17 protein-coding genes and 1 tRNA gene are annotated in these 17,612 nt (G+C 62.8%); 9 read left to right on the top strand and 9 right to left on the bottom strand.

Translation table 11 applies throughout. The features are described 5' to 3' along the window. Window position 1: 1 nt before the first annotated feature. From JQ635_RS36810 to JQ635_RS39140, 4 genes are all read left to right on the top strand, one after another. Complete coding sequence (locus JQ635_RS36810) at window positions 2-913, top strand: hypothetical protein (protein ID WP_211414657.1); 912 nt, start codon at window positions 2-4, stop codon at window positions 911-913. Between the two features lie 25 nt (window positions 914-938). After that, window positions 939-1,658: a metallophosphoesterase family protein gene (locus tag JQ635_RS36805; protein ID WP_246584008.1), complete on the top strand. Its 720-nt coding sequence runs from the start codon at window positions 939-941 to the stop codon at window positions 1,656-1,658. Window positions 1,659-1,762: 104 nt separating this feature from the next. Continuing rightward, window positions 1,763-1,839, top strand: a tRNA-Arg gene (locus JQ635_RS36800). Between the two features lie 822 nt (window positions 1,840-2,661). Then, complete coding sequence (locus JQ635_RS39140) at window positions 2,662-2,892, top strand: PRC-barrel domain containing protein (protein WP_246584007.1); 231 nt, start codon at window positions 2,662-2,664, stop codon at window positions 2,890-2,892. Between the two features lie 196 nt (window positions 2,893-3,088). Here the strand turns inward: JQ635_RS39140 and JQ635_RS36795 are convergent, their stop codons facing one another. The 5 genes from JQ635_RS36795 to JQ635_RS36775 all read right to left on the bottom strand — a co-directional run bounded on the left by JQ635_RS36795 (window position 3,089) and on the right by JQ635_RS36775 (window position 7,530). Then, on the bottom strand, window positions 3,089-4,183 hold the full coding sequence (locus JQ635_RS36795; protein WP_211414656.1) for a hypothetical protein: 1,095 nt from the start codon (window positions 4,181-4,183) through the stop codon (window positions 3,089-3,091). Between the two features lie 337 nt (window positions 4,184-4,520). Beyond that, window positions 4,521-4,730: a hypothetical protein gene (locus tag JQ635_RS36790; RefSeq protein WP_211414655.1), complete on the bottom strand. Its 210-nt coding sequence runs from the start codon at window positions 4,728-4,730 to the stop codon at window positions 4,521-4,523. A 201-nt stretch (window positions 4,731-4,931) separates the two neighbouring features. Next, entirely contained in the window at window positions 4,932-5,189 is a 258-nt protein-coding gene (locus tag JQ635_RS36785; protein ID WP_211414654.1) for a hypothetical protein, read from the bottom strand. A 31-nt stretch (window positions 5,190-5,220) separates the two neighbouring features. Next, a complete protein-coding gene (locus JQ635_RS36780; protein ID WP_211414653.1) occupies window positions 5,221-6,267 on the bottom strand; it encodes an HlyD family secretion protein in 1,047 nt (348 codons plus the stop codon). A 15-nt stretch (window positions 6,268-6,282) separates the two neighbouring features. After that, a complete protein-coding gene (locus JQ635_RS36775) occupies window positions 6,283-7,530 on the bottom strand; it encodes a glycosyltransferase family 2 protein (RefSeq protein ID WP_211414652.1) in 1,248 nt (415 codons plus the stop codon). A 316-nt stretch (window positions 7,531-7,846) separates the two neighbouring features. Here JQ635_RS36775 and JQ635_RS36770 point away from each other — a divergent pair, with 316 nt between their 5' ends. The 3 genes from JQ635_RS36770 (at window position 7,847) to JQ635_RS36760 (ending at window position 12,868) form a co-directional block, all read left to right on the top strand. Further along, the gene (locus JQ635_RS36770; RefSeq protein WP_211414651.1) at window positions 7,847-8,977 is read left to right on the top strand and encodes a tetratricopeptide repeat protein; all 1,131 of its coding nucleotides are present in this window, start codon (window positions 7,847-7,849) and stop codon (window positions 8,975-8,977) included. A gap of 259 nt (window positions 8,978-9,236) precedes the next feature. After that, window positions 9,237-11,885, top strand: coding sequence for a bifunctional diguanylate cyclase/phosphodiesterase (locus JQ635_RS36765; RefSeq protein ID WP_211414650.1), 2,649 nt, complete (start codon window positions 9,237-9,239; stop codon window positions 11,883-11,885). A gap of 62 nt (window positions 11,886-11,947) precedes the next feature. Then, the gene (locus JQ635_RS36760) at window positions 11,948-12,868 is read left to right on the top strand and encodes an amino acid ABC transporter substrate-binding protein (protein WP_211414649.1); all 921 of its coding nucleotides are present in this window, start codon (window positions 11,948-11,950) and stop codon (window positions 12,866-12,868) included. Between the two features lie 112 nt (window positions 12,869-12,980). Here JQ635_RS36760 and JQ635_RS36755 read toward each other — a convergent pair whose 3' ends face one another. Next, window positions 12,981-13,190: a hypothetical protein gene (locus JQ635_RS36755; RefSeq protein ID WP_211414648.1), complete on the bottom strand. Its 210-nt coding sequence runs from the start codon at window positions 13,188-13,190 to the stop codon at window positions 12,981-12,983. 215 nt (window positions 13,191-13,405) lie between these two features. Here JQ635_RS36755 and dinB point away from each other — a divergent pair, with 215 nt between their 5' ends. Both dinB and JQ635_RS36745 read left to right on the top strand, forming a co-directional pair. Further along, window positions 13,406-14,506, top strand: coding sequence for a DNA polymerase IV (gene dinB, locus JQ635_RS36750; protein WP_211414647.1), 1,101 nt, complete (start codon window positions 13,406-13,408; stop codon window positions 14,504-14,506). Between the two features lie 98 nt (window positions 14,507-14,604). Then, window positions 14,605-16,017, top strand: coding sequence for a sensor histidine kinase (locus tag JQ635_RS36745; protein WP_211414646.1), 1,413 nt, complete (start codon window positions 14,605-14,607; stop codon window positions 16,015-16,017). 55 nt (window positions 16,018-16,072) lie between these two features. Here the strand turns inward: JQ635_RS36745 and JQ635_RS36740 are convergent, their stop codons facing one another. The 3 genes from JQ635_RS36740 to JQ635_RS36730 form a co-directional block, all read right to left on the bottom strand. Then, window positions 16,073-16,366 (bottom strand): hypothetical protein, encoded by a 294-nt coding sequence (locus tag JQ635_RS36740; RefSeq protein ID WP_211414645.1) that lies wholly within the window; start codon window positions 16,364-16,366, stop codon window positions 16,073-16,075. 205 nt (window positions 16,367-16,571) lie between these two features. Then, entirely contained in the window at window positions 16,572-16,865 is a 294-nt protein-coding gene (locus tag JQ635_RS36735; RefSeq protein ID WP_211414644.1) for a DUF1330 domain-containing protein, read from the bottom strand. A gap of 20 nt (window positions 16,866-16,885) precedes the next feature. Further along, entirely contained in the window at window positions 16,886-17,575 is a 690-nt protein-coding gene (locus JQ635_RS36730; protein WP_211414643.1) for a DNA-3-methyladenine glycosylase I, read from the bottom strand. Window positions 17,576-17,612: the final 37 nt, after the last annotated feature.

Here is a 17,612-nt window from a genome sequence, read left to right as displayed (position 1 = left end):
GATGAGCTTCAAACGCGGCATCCGGAACGACGACTTTCGCAAGGCACTCGGGGCACTCGCGCAGCAGGATGGCTGGTGGAAAGACGTTCTCGCCGATCCCTCGCTCATCATCGGCATTCGGGATGAGTACCTGAACGTCTATTGGCAGGGACAATCGATCTTCAAAGTGTCGTTCAAGGGCGGGAAGGTGACCGCCACGACCCACGAAAAGTATCTCCTGAATCCGGACTTGAAGGATCAGATTTCGCTTGTCGACGGCAAGTTCGCCTTCGGCAAGGCCGAGCCAAGGATGCTGACGCGCGAATACGAGGGCGCAAAGACCCTGGACAAGCTCAAAAGGGCTGCGTCGCTCTATTCCGGACAGGAGAAGGAAGGCGTCCACGAGATCGCGACGTCCAATCTCTCCGTCGTCGACGTCGAGATTGCGATCAACGCATCCGGCGCCCCCGGCGTCGAGCGGAGCCTCCCGCGCATGGACCTGGCGAACTTCGAAACGACGGCGAGCGGCGTCGATCTGGTGTTCTGGGAGGCCAAGACGTTCAGCAATCCCGAGCTGGAGAACGGCAAGATTGTCCGCCAGATCAAGGACTACCGAACGGTGATCGACCTCCACAAGGCGGAGATCGACGACAGCTATCGATGGGTTGCAACCAATCTGACCGCGATGGCGGAATGGAGCAACGGGCATCGCAGTGTGGCCGCGGCGATCAGCGCCGTTGCGAAGGGGGCAAAGATCAACATCAGCAGTGCCAATGTCGGGCTGCTGGTCTATGATTTCACCGCGGACCAACGCGACCGCAAGGACAAGGACGGCAAGACGCTGAACGACAGAGTGATCGAATCGCTCGCGGATCTGGGCTTGGGTCCGAAGCGCATCAGGTTCAAGGGAACGACAAAGGATCTCACCATCTGAGCTGGCAAGAGGGAGAAAGCTTGCTTTGCCCCTTCCCAAGGACGAAATGCTCACCTTCGCGATCGGCGACATCCACGGCTGCTTTGAAGAGCTGATGTCGCTTCTCGCCGTGTGCGACGAGATTCGCGGCGAGCGGAGTGCGCAGTTCGTCCTTGTTGGAGACTACATCGACAGGGGCCCCCAGAGCCGCGAGGTGATGGATTTTCTCGTCGGCAGCGAGGGGAAGCAGAACCGCCCCTTCGTCTGTCTGCGGGGCAACCATGAGGAGATGTTGCTTCGCGCGGCCGACATGGAGCGCTCCGACCGGGATCTCATGAATTGGTGGGGAAACGGTGGCGAACAGACGCTCGACAGCTACGGGATCGACGATCCCGTCGATTTTCCGAGCGAGCATCTCGACTGGATCCGCGCACTTCCGCTCATGAAGATCGAGCATGGACGACTTTTCGTCCACGCAGGAATACGGCCGGCCGTGCCGTTGGCGTCGCAGTCCGAGCAAGATTTGCTCTGGATTCGGGAACCCTTCTTGTCGTCTGATCTCGACCACGGGCTATTCATTGTCCATGGCCATACGCCGATCCGGTCCCGGACACCTGATCTGCGGGCGAACCGGTTGAACCTGGATACCGGCGCCTGCTTTGGCGGCCCGCTCACGGCGGCCGTGTTCGCCACCTCGGAGGCGGGCCCGTTGATGTTTGTGAACGATTCCGGCGAGATCTCGGGACCGGCCGCCCTCCAGGATTGAAGAGCGAAGCGTAAACCCACGAATCGGGCGATCCCGGGCGCCTGAGCCCGGGCAAAGCTAGCGATTGCCCACCCCTCGCCAATCGGCTAAATGAACCCCGACTAGCACCCGTAGCTCAGCTGGATAGAGCGTTGCCCTCCGAAGGCAAAGGTCACACGTTCGAATCGTGTCGGGTGCGCCAGTTTTTCGGCCGAAATCTGCGTTTTTGTGCCCCTCGGGCCGACGACCTGAATCTGGGGGCGCGCGGGGAACGCATTTTGGGTCCGCGCCCCCCAATTTCGATGGTCGTCAGCTCGCTCTAGGCTTTCCTACAAGGTGGCACCCACACCAACCGTGGAGGCTGTTTCACTTTCCTTCCCAAACGATCCAAGCCGGTCGTGTTAGACTCCTTTGGAGCAAGCCGGCCCTTGGGACGCGCCCGGTGAACTGGGCAAACTTGGCTCATCGCCTCAGCCGGCGGGCATGGTTCCCTCTGGTGCTGTTTAGGACCTTTAGGGCGCCGCGAGCGTTGAGGGGATAGCACCGGGGTAGGACCGCGAACCCCGGAGTTCGGATCATGAGCACGATCCCTGCGGACCTCGAAAGAAAGTTCGAACAACGGTGGGCCGCCAGATTGGCGCGACCCGTTCCACCGGCTCCATTTTTGCGCCCCGCCTGCCCGAGCTGCAAGGCCCAGATGATGCTCGTCAGCATCGAGCCAGAAAGCCCAAGCGTGGACTTGCACATGTTTCGATGCGCTGTCTGCAATCACGAACTTACGATCTTCGCAGCGCATGAAGATCCAATGCATTCCAAGGCCCTTGGCCGCTGGCTTCAAGGCGATTTGCACCCACCGAAGTAACCCACGCTGCAAGTCGTGGCCGAAAGCGAGATGCCGCGGCTGCCGGAAGGGTTTCAGGGGTGAGCGCGACAAGAACGGTTGGTCGACTTGCACGAAGCGGCGATGTCCTCGATGCATCCGCCGCTCTGACTGGTCTTCACCAACCCGCCGGCCGGGTATGGCATGACCATGTCCGATGACTGGACCAAACGAGCGACGAACATCCTTCGAGAACTTCATGCTGCCGAGGCAGAGCTAATCGGCAGGGGTGTTATCCTGACCGACGGTAAGGCGGGGACGGTTGATCACGTCTTCCTTGACGAGGTGCACGGGCTCCGGATCTCGATCGGTGGCCACGACGGCAAGTGGCCGATTTCGACTGTGAAGCTTCTAGACTCCAGTTCCTCCGGATAGCGCAGGCAGTGTCAGGCTGCGACGCTGTGCGATGCCGGCGTAGGCCGTCGCAGATTAGTCGGCTGGAGCGAGTAATCGGCCATCGCATCACAGTGCCACGGCGAAGCAATAACGCCCATCTTCGTCGGCCGTGGCGCGCCATTTGCGTACAACGGCGCCCGGCGCGCCCGTCCGGTGTCCTTCGCCGATTTGATCCTCAGTTTTGCTTCGGCAAGGTATTTACGCCCTTGTCATTGAGGCACTTCTTTTTGTCTTTATCCAAAAGACATCCCGGCCCCGGTGCCGATGCAGGAACCGGCTGTTTCTCTATGACGGCGGGCGTTGTTGTGGGCGCAGCTTCGATCGCCGATGACGTTGGTTTCAAGGTCCAGCTCACGGCAATCGTATACGTACCGGATTGAATGGTCTCCTGACCGCTTATGGAGCCTGTCGAGGGCAACGGCTTGTCTGCGAAGTTCAATTCGGCGAGGTCGCTCCCAAGGATTCTCAATCTGCCGTTATTTTTTACCAGGGGTGCAAATATGCTGCGGATATCGATCGTGGTGTTCGCCTCGGCCAAGAAGCGCAGATGGATGTTGTAAGTCTTGTCCTTGGTGTTCACGCTGATCTTGGTGCCGCAAAAATCGTTGGTGTCGTTTGTCTTTTCGAGAACAGGAAGGGTTGCATCTCCCGCGATCTCCCCGCTGATGTCAAACCAGCCTTTGACGGAATCAAGCTCTCTTCCCTTGAGGCGGTCCCTCACGCGGACATAGCCGCTCCCAACGCACCCATGCTGATTGCGCACATCCGCAACGAACGGCGTGTTGAAATCGACAAACCTCGTCAAATCAGGTTTCACAGTCGCCGTCGGCGGCTTGAAGTTTTTCGCGTTTGCCAGCGCCGCCGACTGCGCGCAAGCCTGCATTTGCCGCTCGCAGGCAGCAGACTCCCCGCAGGCCTCGAATTTCTGTGCGCATGCAGCCATCGCGTTGCCCATCCCTGCCATATCCGCTTTGGTCAGACCGCTCTGCGCGAGCATGGCGTCGGCTGCTTTATTTTGGGCTTCCAAGTCCTTCTGGACCATGCCGTTGTACTCGGTTGCCTCCAACGGAATTTCCACGTGAGCTTCGCGGCTATAGTCGAAATCACGCCAGGGCTTCGCTTCCTTACCCTGAAAAGTCTTGTTCGGATCGTTGTGATGACCAGTCACCTGGACCTTTACATCCAGAATTCCTGCCTTGGGAAAATCTTGTGCCGTGGCGGCAATGGACATCAAACCCGTGAAAACAAGGCTCAGCGCTGCGCGTTGCATGTATCCTCTAATGCTGATGATTTGTACTATTGAATGAATGCCAAAGGCGGCTTCGGATAGGTTCGGACTGAGGCGGCTTTGCGGCGCTCGCGGCAGGCCACGACATCACTCAGGCCATGCGAACGCTTGCGGCCGCGAGTCAGTGCTGGACATCACACTCAAGGTGGCCCGCGGTTGCCGTGAGATGGAATGCGCGTCCGCACAATTGCTGACAACCGCGGAGGCTTTCTCGGATGACAGCAACCGCCTTGAGCTGCAGGCCAGAAAGTTCTTGAATTCAGTTCGCGGCCTTGAACCGAAAGGTCGGATTGCAAAAGTCAGGCGACCCAGCCCGCGCCTACGTCAGCATCGAAACGATCGCCTGGATCTGGTCGGAAGCGGACGCCACCAGCCCGTCATATGACGTCTGCCCATGCGCGGCGGCCTTCAGGATGTATTCGGCGACGGCCGCTTTCAGGCCGAAGACCGACTGATGGGACGGCACGCTCGCCATCACGGTCTCGAGTGCCTGGCGCATCGTCTGAATGAGCTCGGAGCTGTATTGCATGGGCTGTCCTCCGCGGGCTCATATGGGACCACATCCCAAGGCTTGCCACTCACAAGCCTGAGATTGCTCTTTGAACCCGTCGAGGCCGAACGCCAAAATTCGAACGTCAGATAGCCGCATTGAGCACGCCGGCAAACCTTCCCGCGGCGACGACGACCGGCGACACCCGAAGCATCCATCACCTCGCGCATCTCTTTGGTTTCAGATCGAGCCCGCGGCCGGCGACACGACCATCTCCTGACCGCAGGCACTGCACCGCGCACTCGTGCCGACCTCTTCGCAAGCCGGATCGCCCGAGGCGATGCTGCGCCGGCATTTCGGGCAGACATAGCCGTTGCCTGTCTCGGTGAAATCGCTGGACGGCCCGACATAGGCGCAGATCATGTGATGCAGGATCCGATCGAACGCGAGACGATTTCGGCAGACCGGACACATCGTTTCATCCGCGCTGATCTGCACCTTCGTTTCCTTTCGACAGGATGTCCCCGGCCTATTGCAGGCCCAGCAGGCGCACCAGCGCTGCGGCCAATCGGGACGCCAGGTTCGTGTAGTACAAGTGAACGGAAACCGTCGAATTCAGCGGCGGCGGAACGGCCTCCGCAGCGAAGCGGATGCGCGCGATCTGGGTCGCAGCGCGCTCGCGCGTCAGCGGTTGCCGGCCTGCGGCATACACGTCCGAGACCGGCAGGATCTCCGCGATCGTTCCTGCGATGCGGCGGTTGCCGAACAGCACGAGCACCTGATTGCCGATCCTGGGCTCGACCAGGCGCGCATTCGGAATGTACCAATCGACGAAGATGTCGGTGGGATCAAGGATTTCGGCGATCGCCGTGCCGGCCACCAGCGATTGCCCGGCATTGGCGAGATTGGTCGAAACGATGCCGGCGATCGGCGCCAGCACCTGGCCGCCGGCGAAATTCCGCTCCACGTCGTCGAGATGGTCGCGCAGCTGCTGGCCAAAATCGTCCAGATCCGCCAGCTGGGTGATGGACTCCGCAATCTCCGCCTCCTGCGAAATGACGGACTTGCGAGCGAGGCCGCGTTCACGCAGCAATTCGAGCCGAAACGCCAGGCTCGCTGCGCTCGACGCTTCGATCTGGTCGACGGCATCTTCCGTCAATGTCCTGTACGCTTTCGCCGCCTCGAGCGTTTCCTGCGCGACGCGTGCCCTGATACGCAACTCCGATCGCCGGCTTGCGATGTCGGCCAATGCGCGCATATAGGTCGCCACGATGTTGTCGCGCTCGGGCGAGCGGATCTGTGCGATCCGGTCCCCCGCCTCGACCGTGGTGCCCGGCGTAACCATGACCTCTGCGACCTGCACCAGATAGGGCAGTGAAACGACGTGCGGCGGGGACGAGACGGTCCCGGGTCCGCTCAGATAGACCAGTGGCGCGCCGAAATAGACGACCAGGAAGGCGAGCACGCCGAAAACGGCCGTCGCATAGGTAAGGCGCACGAGCCGTCCCGCAGCGCTTCGGCGGCTTTCCACGGGATCGGGGACATTCGGGTCCAGCCTGTTGATGACAACATTCATCGGCGTGCTCCTCCCCTAGCCGGAAAACAGGGCGCGACGTACGCGCGGCGGCACGAAGTCGTCGTTCCCGGAAGCGGCGAAGATGATCTCGGAGGAGTAGGAGACCAGCCGGGCGCATTTCAGATAGACGCTCTGATAGATCGGGAAGACCAGCGCCGCCCCGAGATCGAGGATACGCGGCGCACGCTTGAACAGGGCGAAGGCGAGACCGAGGTTGAAGAACGAAATCCACGTCAGCAGGACGTAGATCGCGGCGAGAAGCCAGAAGGCGTCGGAGCCGAGCAAGGCCACGAGATAGACGAGATAGAATGGAAAACTGAGCGTGGGGATCAGGTCGAACAGGATGAAATCCAGCCTCTGCAGCGTATCGGGCAGCCGCTCGAAGCGATGGAAGAACCGCAATTCGCCATACATGATGAGGCGGATTCGCAAGGCGTCGCGATCCCATCGCGCGCGCTGGCGCAGCAGGCCAAGGCCGCTGGCGGGTCCTGCCGTTGCGACCCACGCTTCGGGCACGAAGCGAACGAGATAACCCAGCCGGCGCAGCCGCAGGCTGAATTCCAGATCCTCTCCCGGACCGACGTCGAGCCCGCCATGCCGCATGAAGACATCGCGGCGGTACATGGAGCAGGCGCCGGAAAGGCAGGCGATCGCATCGACGGTGTCGAGGATCGTCCTGCCGGCGCTGATCGACATCAAATATTCGATGCTTTGAAGCCGCGTCCAGATCGAGCTGGCTTCGTTGCTGATCGCGATGTTGCAGCTCGCGCCCGCGACGCGCGGATCCGTGAATGCGGATGCGAGCCCGGCGACGGCCGCCGGTTCGAACAGCGTATCGGAATCCACCGTCAGAAGCAGCTCGCCGCTGGCGAAGCGGGCGGCGGCGTTGATCGCCGCACTTCGGCCGCAGCGCGTGCCGTGGCAGATGACCATATCCGCCAGACCCGCCGCACGCGCCCGCTCGGCAATTGCGCGCGTGTCGTCGGTGGAGCCGTCATCGACGACGATGATCTCGAGCGGCGCCAGGGTCTGCCGACGTAGCGATTCGATCGAACGAAGCAGGCCGGGACCACCGTTGAAAGCGGGCACGATCACGCTGACCGATGCGCTGGTCGGCGCCTGCCGTTGCGACAGCGCTCCGGCCAGGCCGAGCAGAGAGAGCGACAGCAGTGAAAACGTATAGCGGGGAATATCGAAGATGATGACCGCGAGCGCGAGCTGAATCCAATTCGTGTCGGCGATCAACTGCAATGCCTCGAGCATGCTGACCTACCCTCCCCGGACGGCGAGTCGTGAGAGGTTAGCGACACGCGCGAGACCGAGGAACTATTGGTGGATGGCCCTCCGTCTGCGACAATTCCGAAGAGAGGACCTTCAACTCGGAGTTTAGCATATCCCTTTGCAGCAACCGGGCGAAGGGCCTTGCGGAGCCGGCGACCGCGGGAACCCGATCGGTTAGAATTCGCGGAAAATATGTAGGGACATTAACCCAGGACAAGGCTTGCGGTGAGGCTGCAGCGCATGCGCCAAGCGCGAAATCCAGCTACAGTTTGCAGAACCGGACAGGAAAGAGGGCTCCATGCAGTCATGTCGAACGATCGTTGCCGGATTGTTTGGATTGTTGATAGCTGGGGCCGCATCTGCCGGTGAACCGACCGCATGCGACCGTCTGGCGGGCTCGCCCACCGACCCAAACCGGGCCGGCGCGGGAATTGGCCTGTACGGGATCGAACCGGCCGAGGCCATCGTGGCTTGCGAAAAGGTCTTGGCTGCCGACCCGAGCAATCCGCGCCTCCTCTTCAATCTCGGCCGGGCGCATGACGCGAGCAGCCTCCTCGACAAGCGGCCCGACCAGAAGGCGCAGGCCGGACGGAATTTCAAGGCCGCGGCGGACCAGGGTTATCCCGCGGCGCAAGTCGCGCTGGCGGCTTTCTATTGGTACGGCTGGGGCGACCTCCCGCGGGATCCGGGACAGGCCATGCGCCTCTTGGCAAAGGCGATGGCGTCGGACGCCAAGGAAGCCAACGCGCAACGCCAGAACCTGTTTGGCGACACGACCTTCAATCCTGACGCCAACGAGGCGCAACTTCGCATCATCAAGGATGCCGCCGATGCCGGCGATGCCGACGCACTCTATGCGCTGAGCTTGCCGTTGAACCTGGGCGGGAGCCCGGTCGCGCAAGCAGAACTTGCTCGCCTCCTGCACAAGGCGGCGGCGCACGGCAGCGCCCCCGCGGCTCGCGATCTCGCACGACTGTATTTCCGGGGCAGTCACGGCCTGGCGAAGAACCCGGACGAATCCTTGCGCCTTTTTCAGCAAGCCATGGCCAGCGACGATCCCGAGGTGTGGGAGTCGATAGCGATGCTCTATGAGCGGGGCAATTTCGGCCTGCCGAAGGACGAAAAACAGGCCGCCCGGCTCTACGAGCAGGCAAGCAACGAGGGCCTTGCATCCGCACAATACGACCTCGCGAGGTTCTACGAGGAGGGCAAGGGCGGGCTGCCGCGGGATGTGCGCGAGGCGGCGCGCCTCTACGGACTTGCAGCCGATCAGGGCAACAGCGATGCAGTCCTCGCACTCGCGCGCGACATGGCAGAGGGTCGCGGAGGCTTTGAGGCGAACAAGCCCCGGGCGGTCGAATATCTGCGGCGCGCCGCACGCTGGAGCCCGCGGGCGAAGGACGAATTGGCGAGGATGGGCGCACAATAATTGCGCAGGAGCCGGTAGAACTACCGGGAAACACAGGGGGTCGAGGCCGTATTCCCTCGCATCATCTTCAGTGACGTAACACGCACGTAACCGTATTCGATGGTGCGGAACCACGGTGCGCCGGCCTTAACTCTATTCCAAATACCCGAAGCCTAACGTCCTCCCCGAAGACCGACCGTCGCAGGGAGCAACGTTGCTGGCCGCTCGCGCACACAAGGGTTTGTTGGCGGGGTTCGCGCAGGAGGGACAGCCACCTCCCATGCGCCGGATCGGCTCGACACGTCCGGTCGTCGTGCTGATGCTATGCGGCGCATTCCTGATCGCGCTGGTCGTTTGCACCATCGCGCTCATCCTGTCCAACCTGCGCTATCACGCCATCGAGGAGAGCAAGCAGCAGCTGCTCGCAACCGCCACCGTGCTCGCCAACCAGGCGGCGCGCGATTTCGACGCCGCCAATTTGATCGAGGCGAGCCTGATCGAGCACATGCAGACGCTCGCGGTCGTCTCCGACGAAGTCTACGCGCGTGCCATGGCGAGCCGCGACATCCAGCTCATGCTGGAGGACAAGATCGGCGGCTTCCCGCATATCGAGGCCGTGATGCTGGTCGGCGCCGACGGCAAGGTGATCAACTCGTCGGTGGCGTGGCCGACCCCGCCCCTCAATGTCGCGGACCGGGATTATTTCCAGGCGCTCAAGGCTGATCCCGCCCTGAGCACGAAGCTCGGCCGGCTGGAGAAGGACCCGCGCAGCGGCGCCTGGACGATCCCACTGGCGCGGAAATTCATGGGATCCGACGGAGAATTCCTTGGCCTGGTGGTCGGCACCATCAAGGCTCAATATTTCGAGGAGCTGTACCGGACGCTGGTCCGCGGCCCCGATGAATCCATCACACTGCTTCGGCAGGACGGCACGATGCTGGCGAGCCATCCGCATGCCGATACAGCGATCCCCAACTCCTCGTCCGGGAGCCGGCTGAACGAGATCACGCGATCCGGCAGCGGCGTGGTTCGGTGGCGCGACGGGGCCGACGGCTCCGAGCGCCTGATCGCGGCCGCGCACCTTGCCGGCTTTCCGGTGCTCCTGACCACCAGCACCACGGTGTCCGCCGCACTGGCCGGCTGGTGGACCGAGGCCCTGTTCCTGATCGGGCTCACGATCGTGCTGGTCGTCGCCATCGGCGGCACCGGAGCCGTCGTCGTCCAATATTTCCGCAAGCAGAGCATCCAGCTCGACGCCACGCTGAACAATCAGTCGCAGGGCGTGTGCATGTACGATGCGCATCACCGCCTGATCGTGTGCAACGACCGCTATGCGGAGATGTTTCATCTCCCCGGCGAGCTCACGCGGCCCGGGACCACGCTGCGGCAGATCTTCGACCATCAGATCTCGCAAGGTCTCCATTCCCAAAGCGATGCCGAGAACCATATCCGCGGGCTGATGACCATCGTGACGGCCAACGAGCCGGCGAGCATCGTCGCGGAGCTGTCGGACGGACGTGCCGTCGTGATCGTGTTCCGGCCGGTGCCGGGCGGCGGCTTCGTGATGACGGTCGAGGACATCACCGAGCAGAAGCGCGCGGAGAAGCGGATCGCGCATATCGCACATCACGATGCGCTGACCGGCCTGCACAACCGCGCTTCGTTCTCCGAATATCTCGCGACGACGGTGGACGAGGCAATCCGGGCCGGCGAGATATTCGCGATCCTGTGCCTCGATCTCGATCGCTTCAAGGAGATCAACGACCTGCATGGCCATCTCGTCGGTGACGCCTTGCTGCGCGAGGTGGCGCGGCGCCTGCAGGAGGTCGCAGGGGACGCCTTCCTGGCGCGGGTCGGCGGCGACGAATTCATCGCGGTCCTGCTCGGCGAAGCGCAGGCTACCGCAGCCGGCCCGCTGGCGGAGCGGCTGCGGGCCGCTCTCGTCGGCGATATCGAGCTTGCCGGCCGGCAGGTGCGCATCGGATTGAGCGTCGGCATCGCGCGTGCGCCGTCCGACGGACACGACCCGACCACGCTGCTAGCCAATGCCGATATCGCGCTCTACCGCGCCAAGGCGGAAGGACGCAACGCGATCCGTTTCTTCGAGCCGGAGATGGGCGCGCAGCTGCGCGATCGCAGCGAGTTGCAGCACGATCTACAGTCCGCCGTCGCCAATGGCGAGCTGCGGCTCGATTACCAGCCCCTGGTGCGGATCTGCGGCGAGATCGTCGGCTTCGAAGCATTGGTCCGCTGGCATCACCCGCGTCGCGGCCTCGTCCCGCCCGGCACCTTCATTCCGCTCGCCGAGGAGAACGGGCTGATCGTCGCGATGGGAGAATGGATCCTGCGCGAAGCCTGCCGCGAGGCTGCGTCCTGGCCGAACGAACTGAAGATCTCCGTCAACCTGTCGCCGGTGCAGTGCCGCAACGACGACATCGTGCGCCTCGTCCACGAGACCCTGATCACCAGCGGATTGCGTCCGCACCGGCTCGAGCTCGAGATCACGGAAGGCGTGCTGATCGACGACTTCTCCGGCGCGGTCTCGATCCTGCGCAGGCTCAAGGCGCTCGGCGTGCGCATCGCGCTGGATGATTTCGGCACCGGCTATTCGTCGATGTCCTATCTCCAGGCCTTCCCCTTCGACATGATCAAGATCGACCGCAGTTTCATTTCGAACCTCGATCACGCGCAATCGAAGGCGATCCTGCGCGGCGTCATCGGGCTGGCGCGCGGGCTCGAGCTTCCGGTCACCGCGGAGGGCGTGGAGACGCAGGCTCAGCTCGACGTGCTCTCCCACGCAGGCTGCGACTATGCACAGGGTTTCCTGATCGGAAGGCCGGCCGCGATCAGGCAATACGCACGGATCGTCGGACGGCCGGACCGCTTCGATCGGCCCGAGGCCTGGGCCGGCCTTGCATCCACGGCGTGAGCGGACGGCATGATCGATCCGCTCTCCATCAGACTTGTCGATCTCCAACGAGGAGCTGAAACATGACCATCAGGATGATCCTGGCCGCGGCGGCGCTGAGCATCGCGGCCCAGGCGGCGAGCGCCGAGGAGCTGACCGGCGTGCTGGACAAGATACGGCGCACCGGCACCATCACGCTCGGCCACCGAGAATCGTCGATCCCGTTTTCGTACTACGACGAGAACGAAAAGGTCGTCGGTTACGCCATGGACCTCTGCTACCTCGCCGTCGATGCGGTGAAGGCGCGGCTCGGCCTGCCAAAGCTCGACGTCAAGCTCGTGCCGGTCACGCCATCGGGCCGCATTCCGTCGGTCCTCAGCGGTGCGATCGATCTCGAATGCGGAACGACCACCAACAATCTCGAGCGGCAGAAAGTGGTGTCGTTCTCGACGACCTATTTCGTCGCCGCGAATCGCTTCGCCGCCAGGGCGGCCGCCAAGCTCCGGACGCTGAATGACCTCAAGGGCAAGGTCGTCGTATCCACCATCGGATCCACCAACATCAAGCAGATCAGCGAGCTCAACGGGCGGCAAAACCTCAATCTCACCATCCTCGCCGCCAAGGACAATGGCGAAGCATTTCGGATGCTGGAGTCAAACCGCGCCGATGCCTTCGTGATGGACGACATCCTGCTCTACAGCCGGGTGGCGGATTCGGCGAATCCCGGCGATTACACCGTGTCCGACGAGGCGCTGTCGATCGAGCCGTACGGCATCATGATGCGCCGCGACGATCCGGCGTTCAAGAAGGTGGTCGACGACGCAATCGCCGCCGTCTATCGCAGCGGCGAGATCGAAAAGATCTATGCCAGATGGTTCCAGGCTCCGACGCTGCCGAAGGGCATCAATCTCAACGTTCCGATGAGCGCGCCGCTCAAGCGTACGATCGAGAATCTGATCGACAGCGGCGATCCCGACGCCTATCGGGCAAGCGGCACGAACTAAGACCGCGATGCCCATACTCGCGCTCCGACCTCGACAGGCCGGAGTGCGACGGCACGGCCCCGCCCGGGGCAATATAGGCCGCGCTTAGCGTCTGCTCCACCTAGAGCCCCGGTCACGTCAGCATTGAAATGATCGCCTGAACCTGATCGGACGCAGACGTCACTAGTCCGTCATATGACGTTTGGCCGTGCGCGGCGGCCTTCAGGATGCATTCGGCGACGGCCGCTTTCAGGCCGAACACCGATTGATCCGCCGGCACGCCCGCCATCACGGTCTCGAGTGCCTGACGCATCGTCTGAATGAGCTCGGAGCTGTATTGCATGGGCTGTCCTCCGAGGCTCATATGGGAGCATATTCCAAGCCTTGCCACTCACAAGCCTGGGATTGCTCTTTGAACCCATCGAGACTAGACGCCTCAATTCAAACGCAGATGGACGCATTGAGCACGCCGGCAAAGGCCATCCAGCGACGACGAACAACAACAACTGAAGCCTCCATCACCTCGCACTTCTGCTTGCGCGATTGTATCATCTTCTTATGAGCGATTCCGACACGGTGACGGGCGCAGCCTCGCCCGTGCGCAAGATCATCCATATCGACATGGATGCTTTCTATGCGTCCGTGGAACAGCGCGATCATCCGGAGCTCCGCGGCAAGCCGGTTGCGGTCGGGGGCTCGGCGGAACGCGGTGTCGTCGCGGCCGCCAGCTATGAGGCCCGCAAGTTCGGCGTCCGCTCCGCGATGCCCTCGATCACTGCGAAGCGGCAATGCCCCGAGCTGATCCTCGTCAAGCCGCGCTTCGAGGTCTACAAGGCGATCTCCAGGCAGATCCGCGAAATCTTTGCCGAGCACACACCGGTTATCGAGCCGTTGTCGCTGCATGAAGCCTATCTCGACGTGACCGAAAACCTGCAAGGCATTCCGCTGGCACGGGACGTCGCCTTGCGGATTCGCGAGAAGATCAAATCAGAGACGGGCCTCAACGCCTCGGCCGGCATCTCCTACAACAAGTTTCTGGCCAAGCTTGCCTCCGATCATCGCAAGCCCAACGGGCAGTTCGTGATCTCGCCGGAGATGGGACCTACCTTCGTCGAGACGCTGCCCGTCGGCAAATTCCATGGCATCGGTCCGGCGACAGCTGCGAAGATGAACGCGCTCGGCCTGTTCACCGGCCTCGACATCCGCAACCAGTCGCTGGAGTTCATGAACGCGAATTTCGGCAAGTCGGGTGCGTATTACTACTGGATCTCGCGCGGCGTCGACGAGCGGCCGGTCCGGGCCAACCGGATCCGCAAATCGATCGGGGCGGAGACCACGTTCTCGACTGACCTCGACGCATTCGACGCGCTGGTCGCCGAGCTCAGGCCTCTCGTCGACAAAGTCTGGCGCCATTGTGAGGTGACCGGCAACCGCGGCCGCACCGTCACCTTGAAGATCAAGTTCGCCGACTTCGAGATCATCACGCGCAGCAGGTCCGTGACCCCAGCGGTTGGGGGCCGGGACGAACTGGAGCGGCTGGCCTGCGGCCTGCTCGAAATCGAAATGCCCCTGCCCAAGCGCGTCAGGCTGCTGGGCGTGTCGCTGTCCTCCCTCCAGGACGGGGACGATGCGGAGCCGCAGCTGACTCTGGGCATCTGAGCCAGGCCAGCCCTCGGCAAACGCGACATCTTTATCCGCGACGCCGCTTCCAACCTGTCGTAGAGACATCGGATACGCCTTTTGCCATTGATGTTGGAATGCTTGCCTTATTGATACGCTTGGGACTGCGCTTCGAAGACCGGATCGAGGAGCGGCGATTTGTCGACCAATACGTCCGCGGCAGCCTCGGGTGGACGCAGATCGCGATGCTGCTCGGCGCCGCCACTTATGCCGGCTACACGCTGTGGGATTGGGTGCTCTACCCCGAAGTGGTCCCGACCACGCTCGCCATCCGTGGCGGCACGGCCGTGTTCATCCTGCTGCCGCTGACCGCGCTGCTGTCGCGGCGATGGATGAAGCCGTGGGCCGAGACGATCTTCCTCGTCTATTGCGTCATTCCCGGCTGCATCCTGCCGAGCATCTACCTCGTCCTGCCTTCGGGCTTCACCTTTGCCGCGCCCGGCATGATGATGATCATCCTGTTCGTCTCGACCATGCTGCCGTTGCGGATCGGCTCGCTGGCGATTTTCTGCCTGCTGTCCTGGGTGGCGCTGATCGTCGCCGAGACGTTCGCGCCGACGCTGCCGATGGGCCTGCGCTTCATCAACCATTCCCTGGTCGGCAACGCTTATGCGCTATCGCTCTACGCCGTGGCTGCGCGCGAGTACCGGGCACGAAAGCAGTTCCGGACATCCGAGGCGCTGCAGCGGGAGAAAGAACGCTCGGAGCAATCGCTGCGCGATCTGCGCGCGACCCAGGAGCATCTCGTGCAGGCCGAAAAGCTCGCCTCGCTCGGTCAATTGGTGGCAGGCGTCGCGCACGAGGTCAGCACCCCGCTCGGCCTGGCGCTCACGACCTCGACGACTATGCAGACCGATTTGCAGACAATGGCGGACGCATTGAATGGAACGTCGGTGCGGCGATCCGATCTGACGAAGGGAATTGACCGGCTCAAGCAGGGACTCAACCTGACCTTCGACAGTCTGCACCGCGCAACTGAAATGGTGCACAGCTTCAGGCAGGTCGCCGTCAACCAGGCCGATGAGGACCGGCGCACGTTCGAGCTCAGGGACTGGCTGTCGGAGTTGATGTCCAAGCTCGGACCGCTGCTGTCGCACCATGCTCTGGCGGTCGATGTCCAGTGCCCGGCGGGAATCAGGCTCAACAGCTACCCCGGTGCACTAGCGCAGGTGATCAGCAGCCTCGCGCTCAATACGGCCGGGCACGCCTATCCCGACAAGAGAGGCGGCAGGTTTGCGATCACGGTCAGCCAGGCGGAGCCGAAATCGGTCCGCCTCGTCTGCACGGATGACGGCGTCGGCATTCCCGACGAACTACAGGGGCACATCTTCGATCCATTCGTCACGACGAGCCGCGAAAGGGGCAATGCCGGGCTCGGCCTGCACATCGCGTTCAATCTGGTCGCGTCATCGCTCAACGGGCGCCTGCGGCTCGAGAGCAAGGCGGGTCCGGGAACTCAAATCGCCATCGAGATTCCGGTCGAAGCCTGACGGTGGCAGGATGTTAAGCCCGCCACCGACGAGAGTGTCGATCCTGGCGGGCCGCTCAATGCTTCATCTGCTCGAACACCACGATCACGCCGGTCGGCTCCGGCTCGTGCGCCATCAGGCGCGTCAGGTCCGCATCGCTCCAGTCGGCGAGACTGACGACTTCGCCGCTCTGGCGGTCCGCTGCGAGTGACGGGGTGGGTTCGAGCACCTTGAGGCCCGTCTCGTCGACGAAGAAGGTGTGCTCGCCGAACATGCTGTTGAGCTGAGGCATGGCGGGATGCTCGTCGGGCAGCACCTGGGCGCCGAGTTGATGAACGGTCTGCTTCACCTGTTCGGATGTTAGCTTCATGCGCTGCTCCGTTGCTGTCCTGTCCGGGTTCATCGGCTTGGGCCAGAGCGGGCGTTCCCTGCGCCTGTGCCGCCTGGCTCAGACTCCCGAACGGGTGCTGCGCACAAATGTTCCAGTGAAATGCATTTCGTGATCGCGCGTTGCATCTGCCGCGCTGGCGGCACGAGATCGCCACACGATGCACACGATCCGGCGGCGGACCGCGCTAATCGGCGGCTTCGACGATCCTGATGTCGCGATCGGCGCCGTCACCGAGCAGATCGTGCGCGGCCTGGTAGGCCGGGCTTGCATAGGCCGCCTTGGCCTGCTCGACACTGTCGAACTCGATGAGAACGACGCGTTCCATCTGGCCGAGCTCGAAGGCCGCAGCCGGCACGCCGCGCGCGAGCACACGGCCCCCGGCCGCCTCGATCGCCGGACGCGACAGCTTGGCATAGGCCGCCATCGCATCGGGATTCTTGATCGCGCGGTAGGTGGCAACCCAATAGGCTTTGGCCATCTTGTTGTTACTCCGAGGGTCTATTGCTCGCTGCGGTTCTCGCCGACCGACAGCGCGCAGATGCGTGACAGATAGGTGTAGGGCAGACCGGTCTCCTCGGCCCAGGCGTTGAACTGCGCCTGCACCTTGGCGAGATCGCCCTTCGATTTCACCTCCTCGGCGATGTCGAGGCCGGCATCGCGCAGGCACGCGACGACGTCCTTGGAGGTGACGAAACCGTCCCAGCCGACGAAACGCAGCAGCATCTGGCCGGTATTGCCGCCCAGCCGGCTGCCGCGCTTGGCGAGGAGATCGAGCAGGCCGACCTCGTTGGACGGCGGCCACTTCGCCAGAAACTTGCCGAAGCTGCCGTGCTCCTTCGCGATCTCCTGCACGAAGGCGGCGTTGTCGCGCACCGACATGATCTTGGCGCCGTTGCGCACGATGCGCGCATCGCGCAGCAGGCCTTCCCAATAGTCCTCGGGCTGGAAGCTGAGCTTGGCCGGCTGGAAATGCAGAAAGGCGTCTTCAAAGCCGTCCCATTTCGAATCGATCACGCTCCAGGCAAAGCCCGCGCAAAACACCCGCCTGGTCATCTCGGCAAGGATGCGGTCGTCGCCGAGCCTGGCCAGACGCTTCAGGTCGGGCTTGTCAGGCATCAGCTTGTCCAGCGCCTTGGGCCCGCCCTTGCGCTTCTCGGCGCGCGCACGAATGGTCTTGAAGGAGGTCATGTGGACACAGCTGTTGAGGGGAGGCCACGACACCAGA

This window comes from Bradyrhizobium iriomotense (assembly GCF_018130765.1).
GTDB classification, from domain to species: domain Bacteria; phylum Pseudomonadota; class Alphaproteobacteria; order Rhizobiales; family Xanthobacteraceae; genus Bradyrhizobium; species Bradyrhizobium iriomotense_A.
Note: the sequence above shows the minus strand (reverse complement) of the source record. Positions and strands in the feature narration are given on the sequence as shown.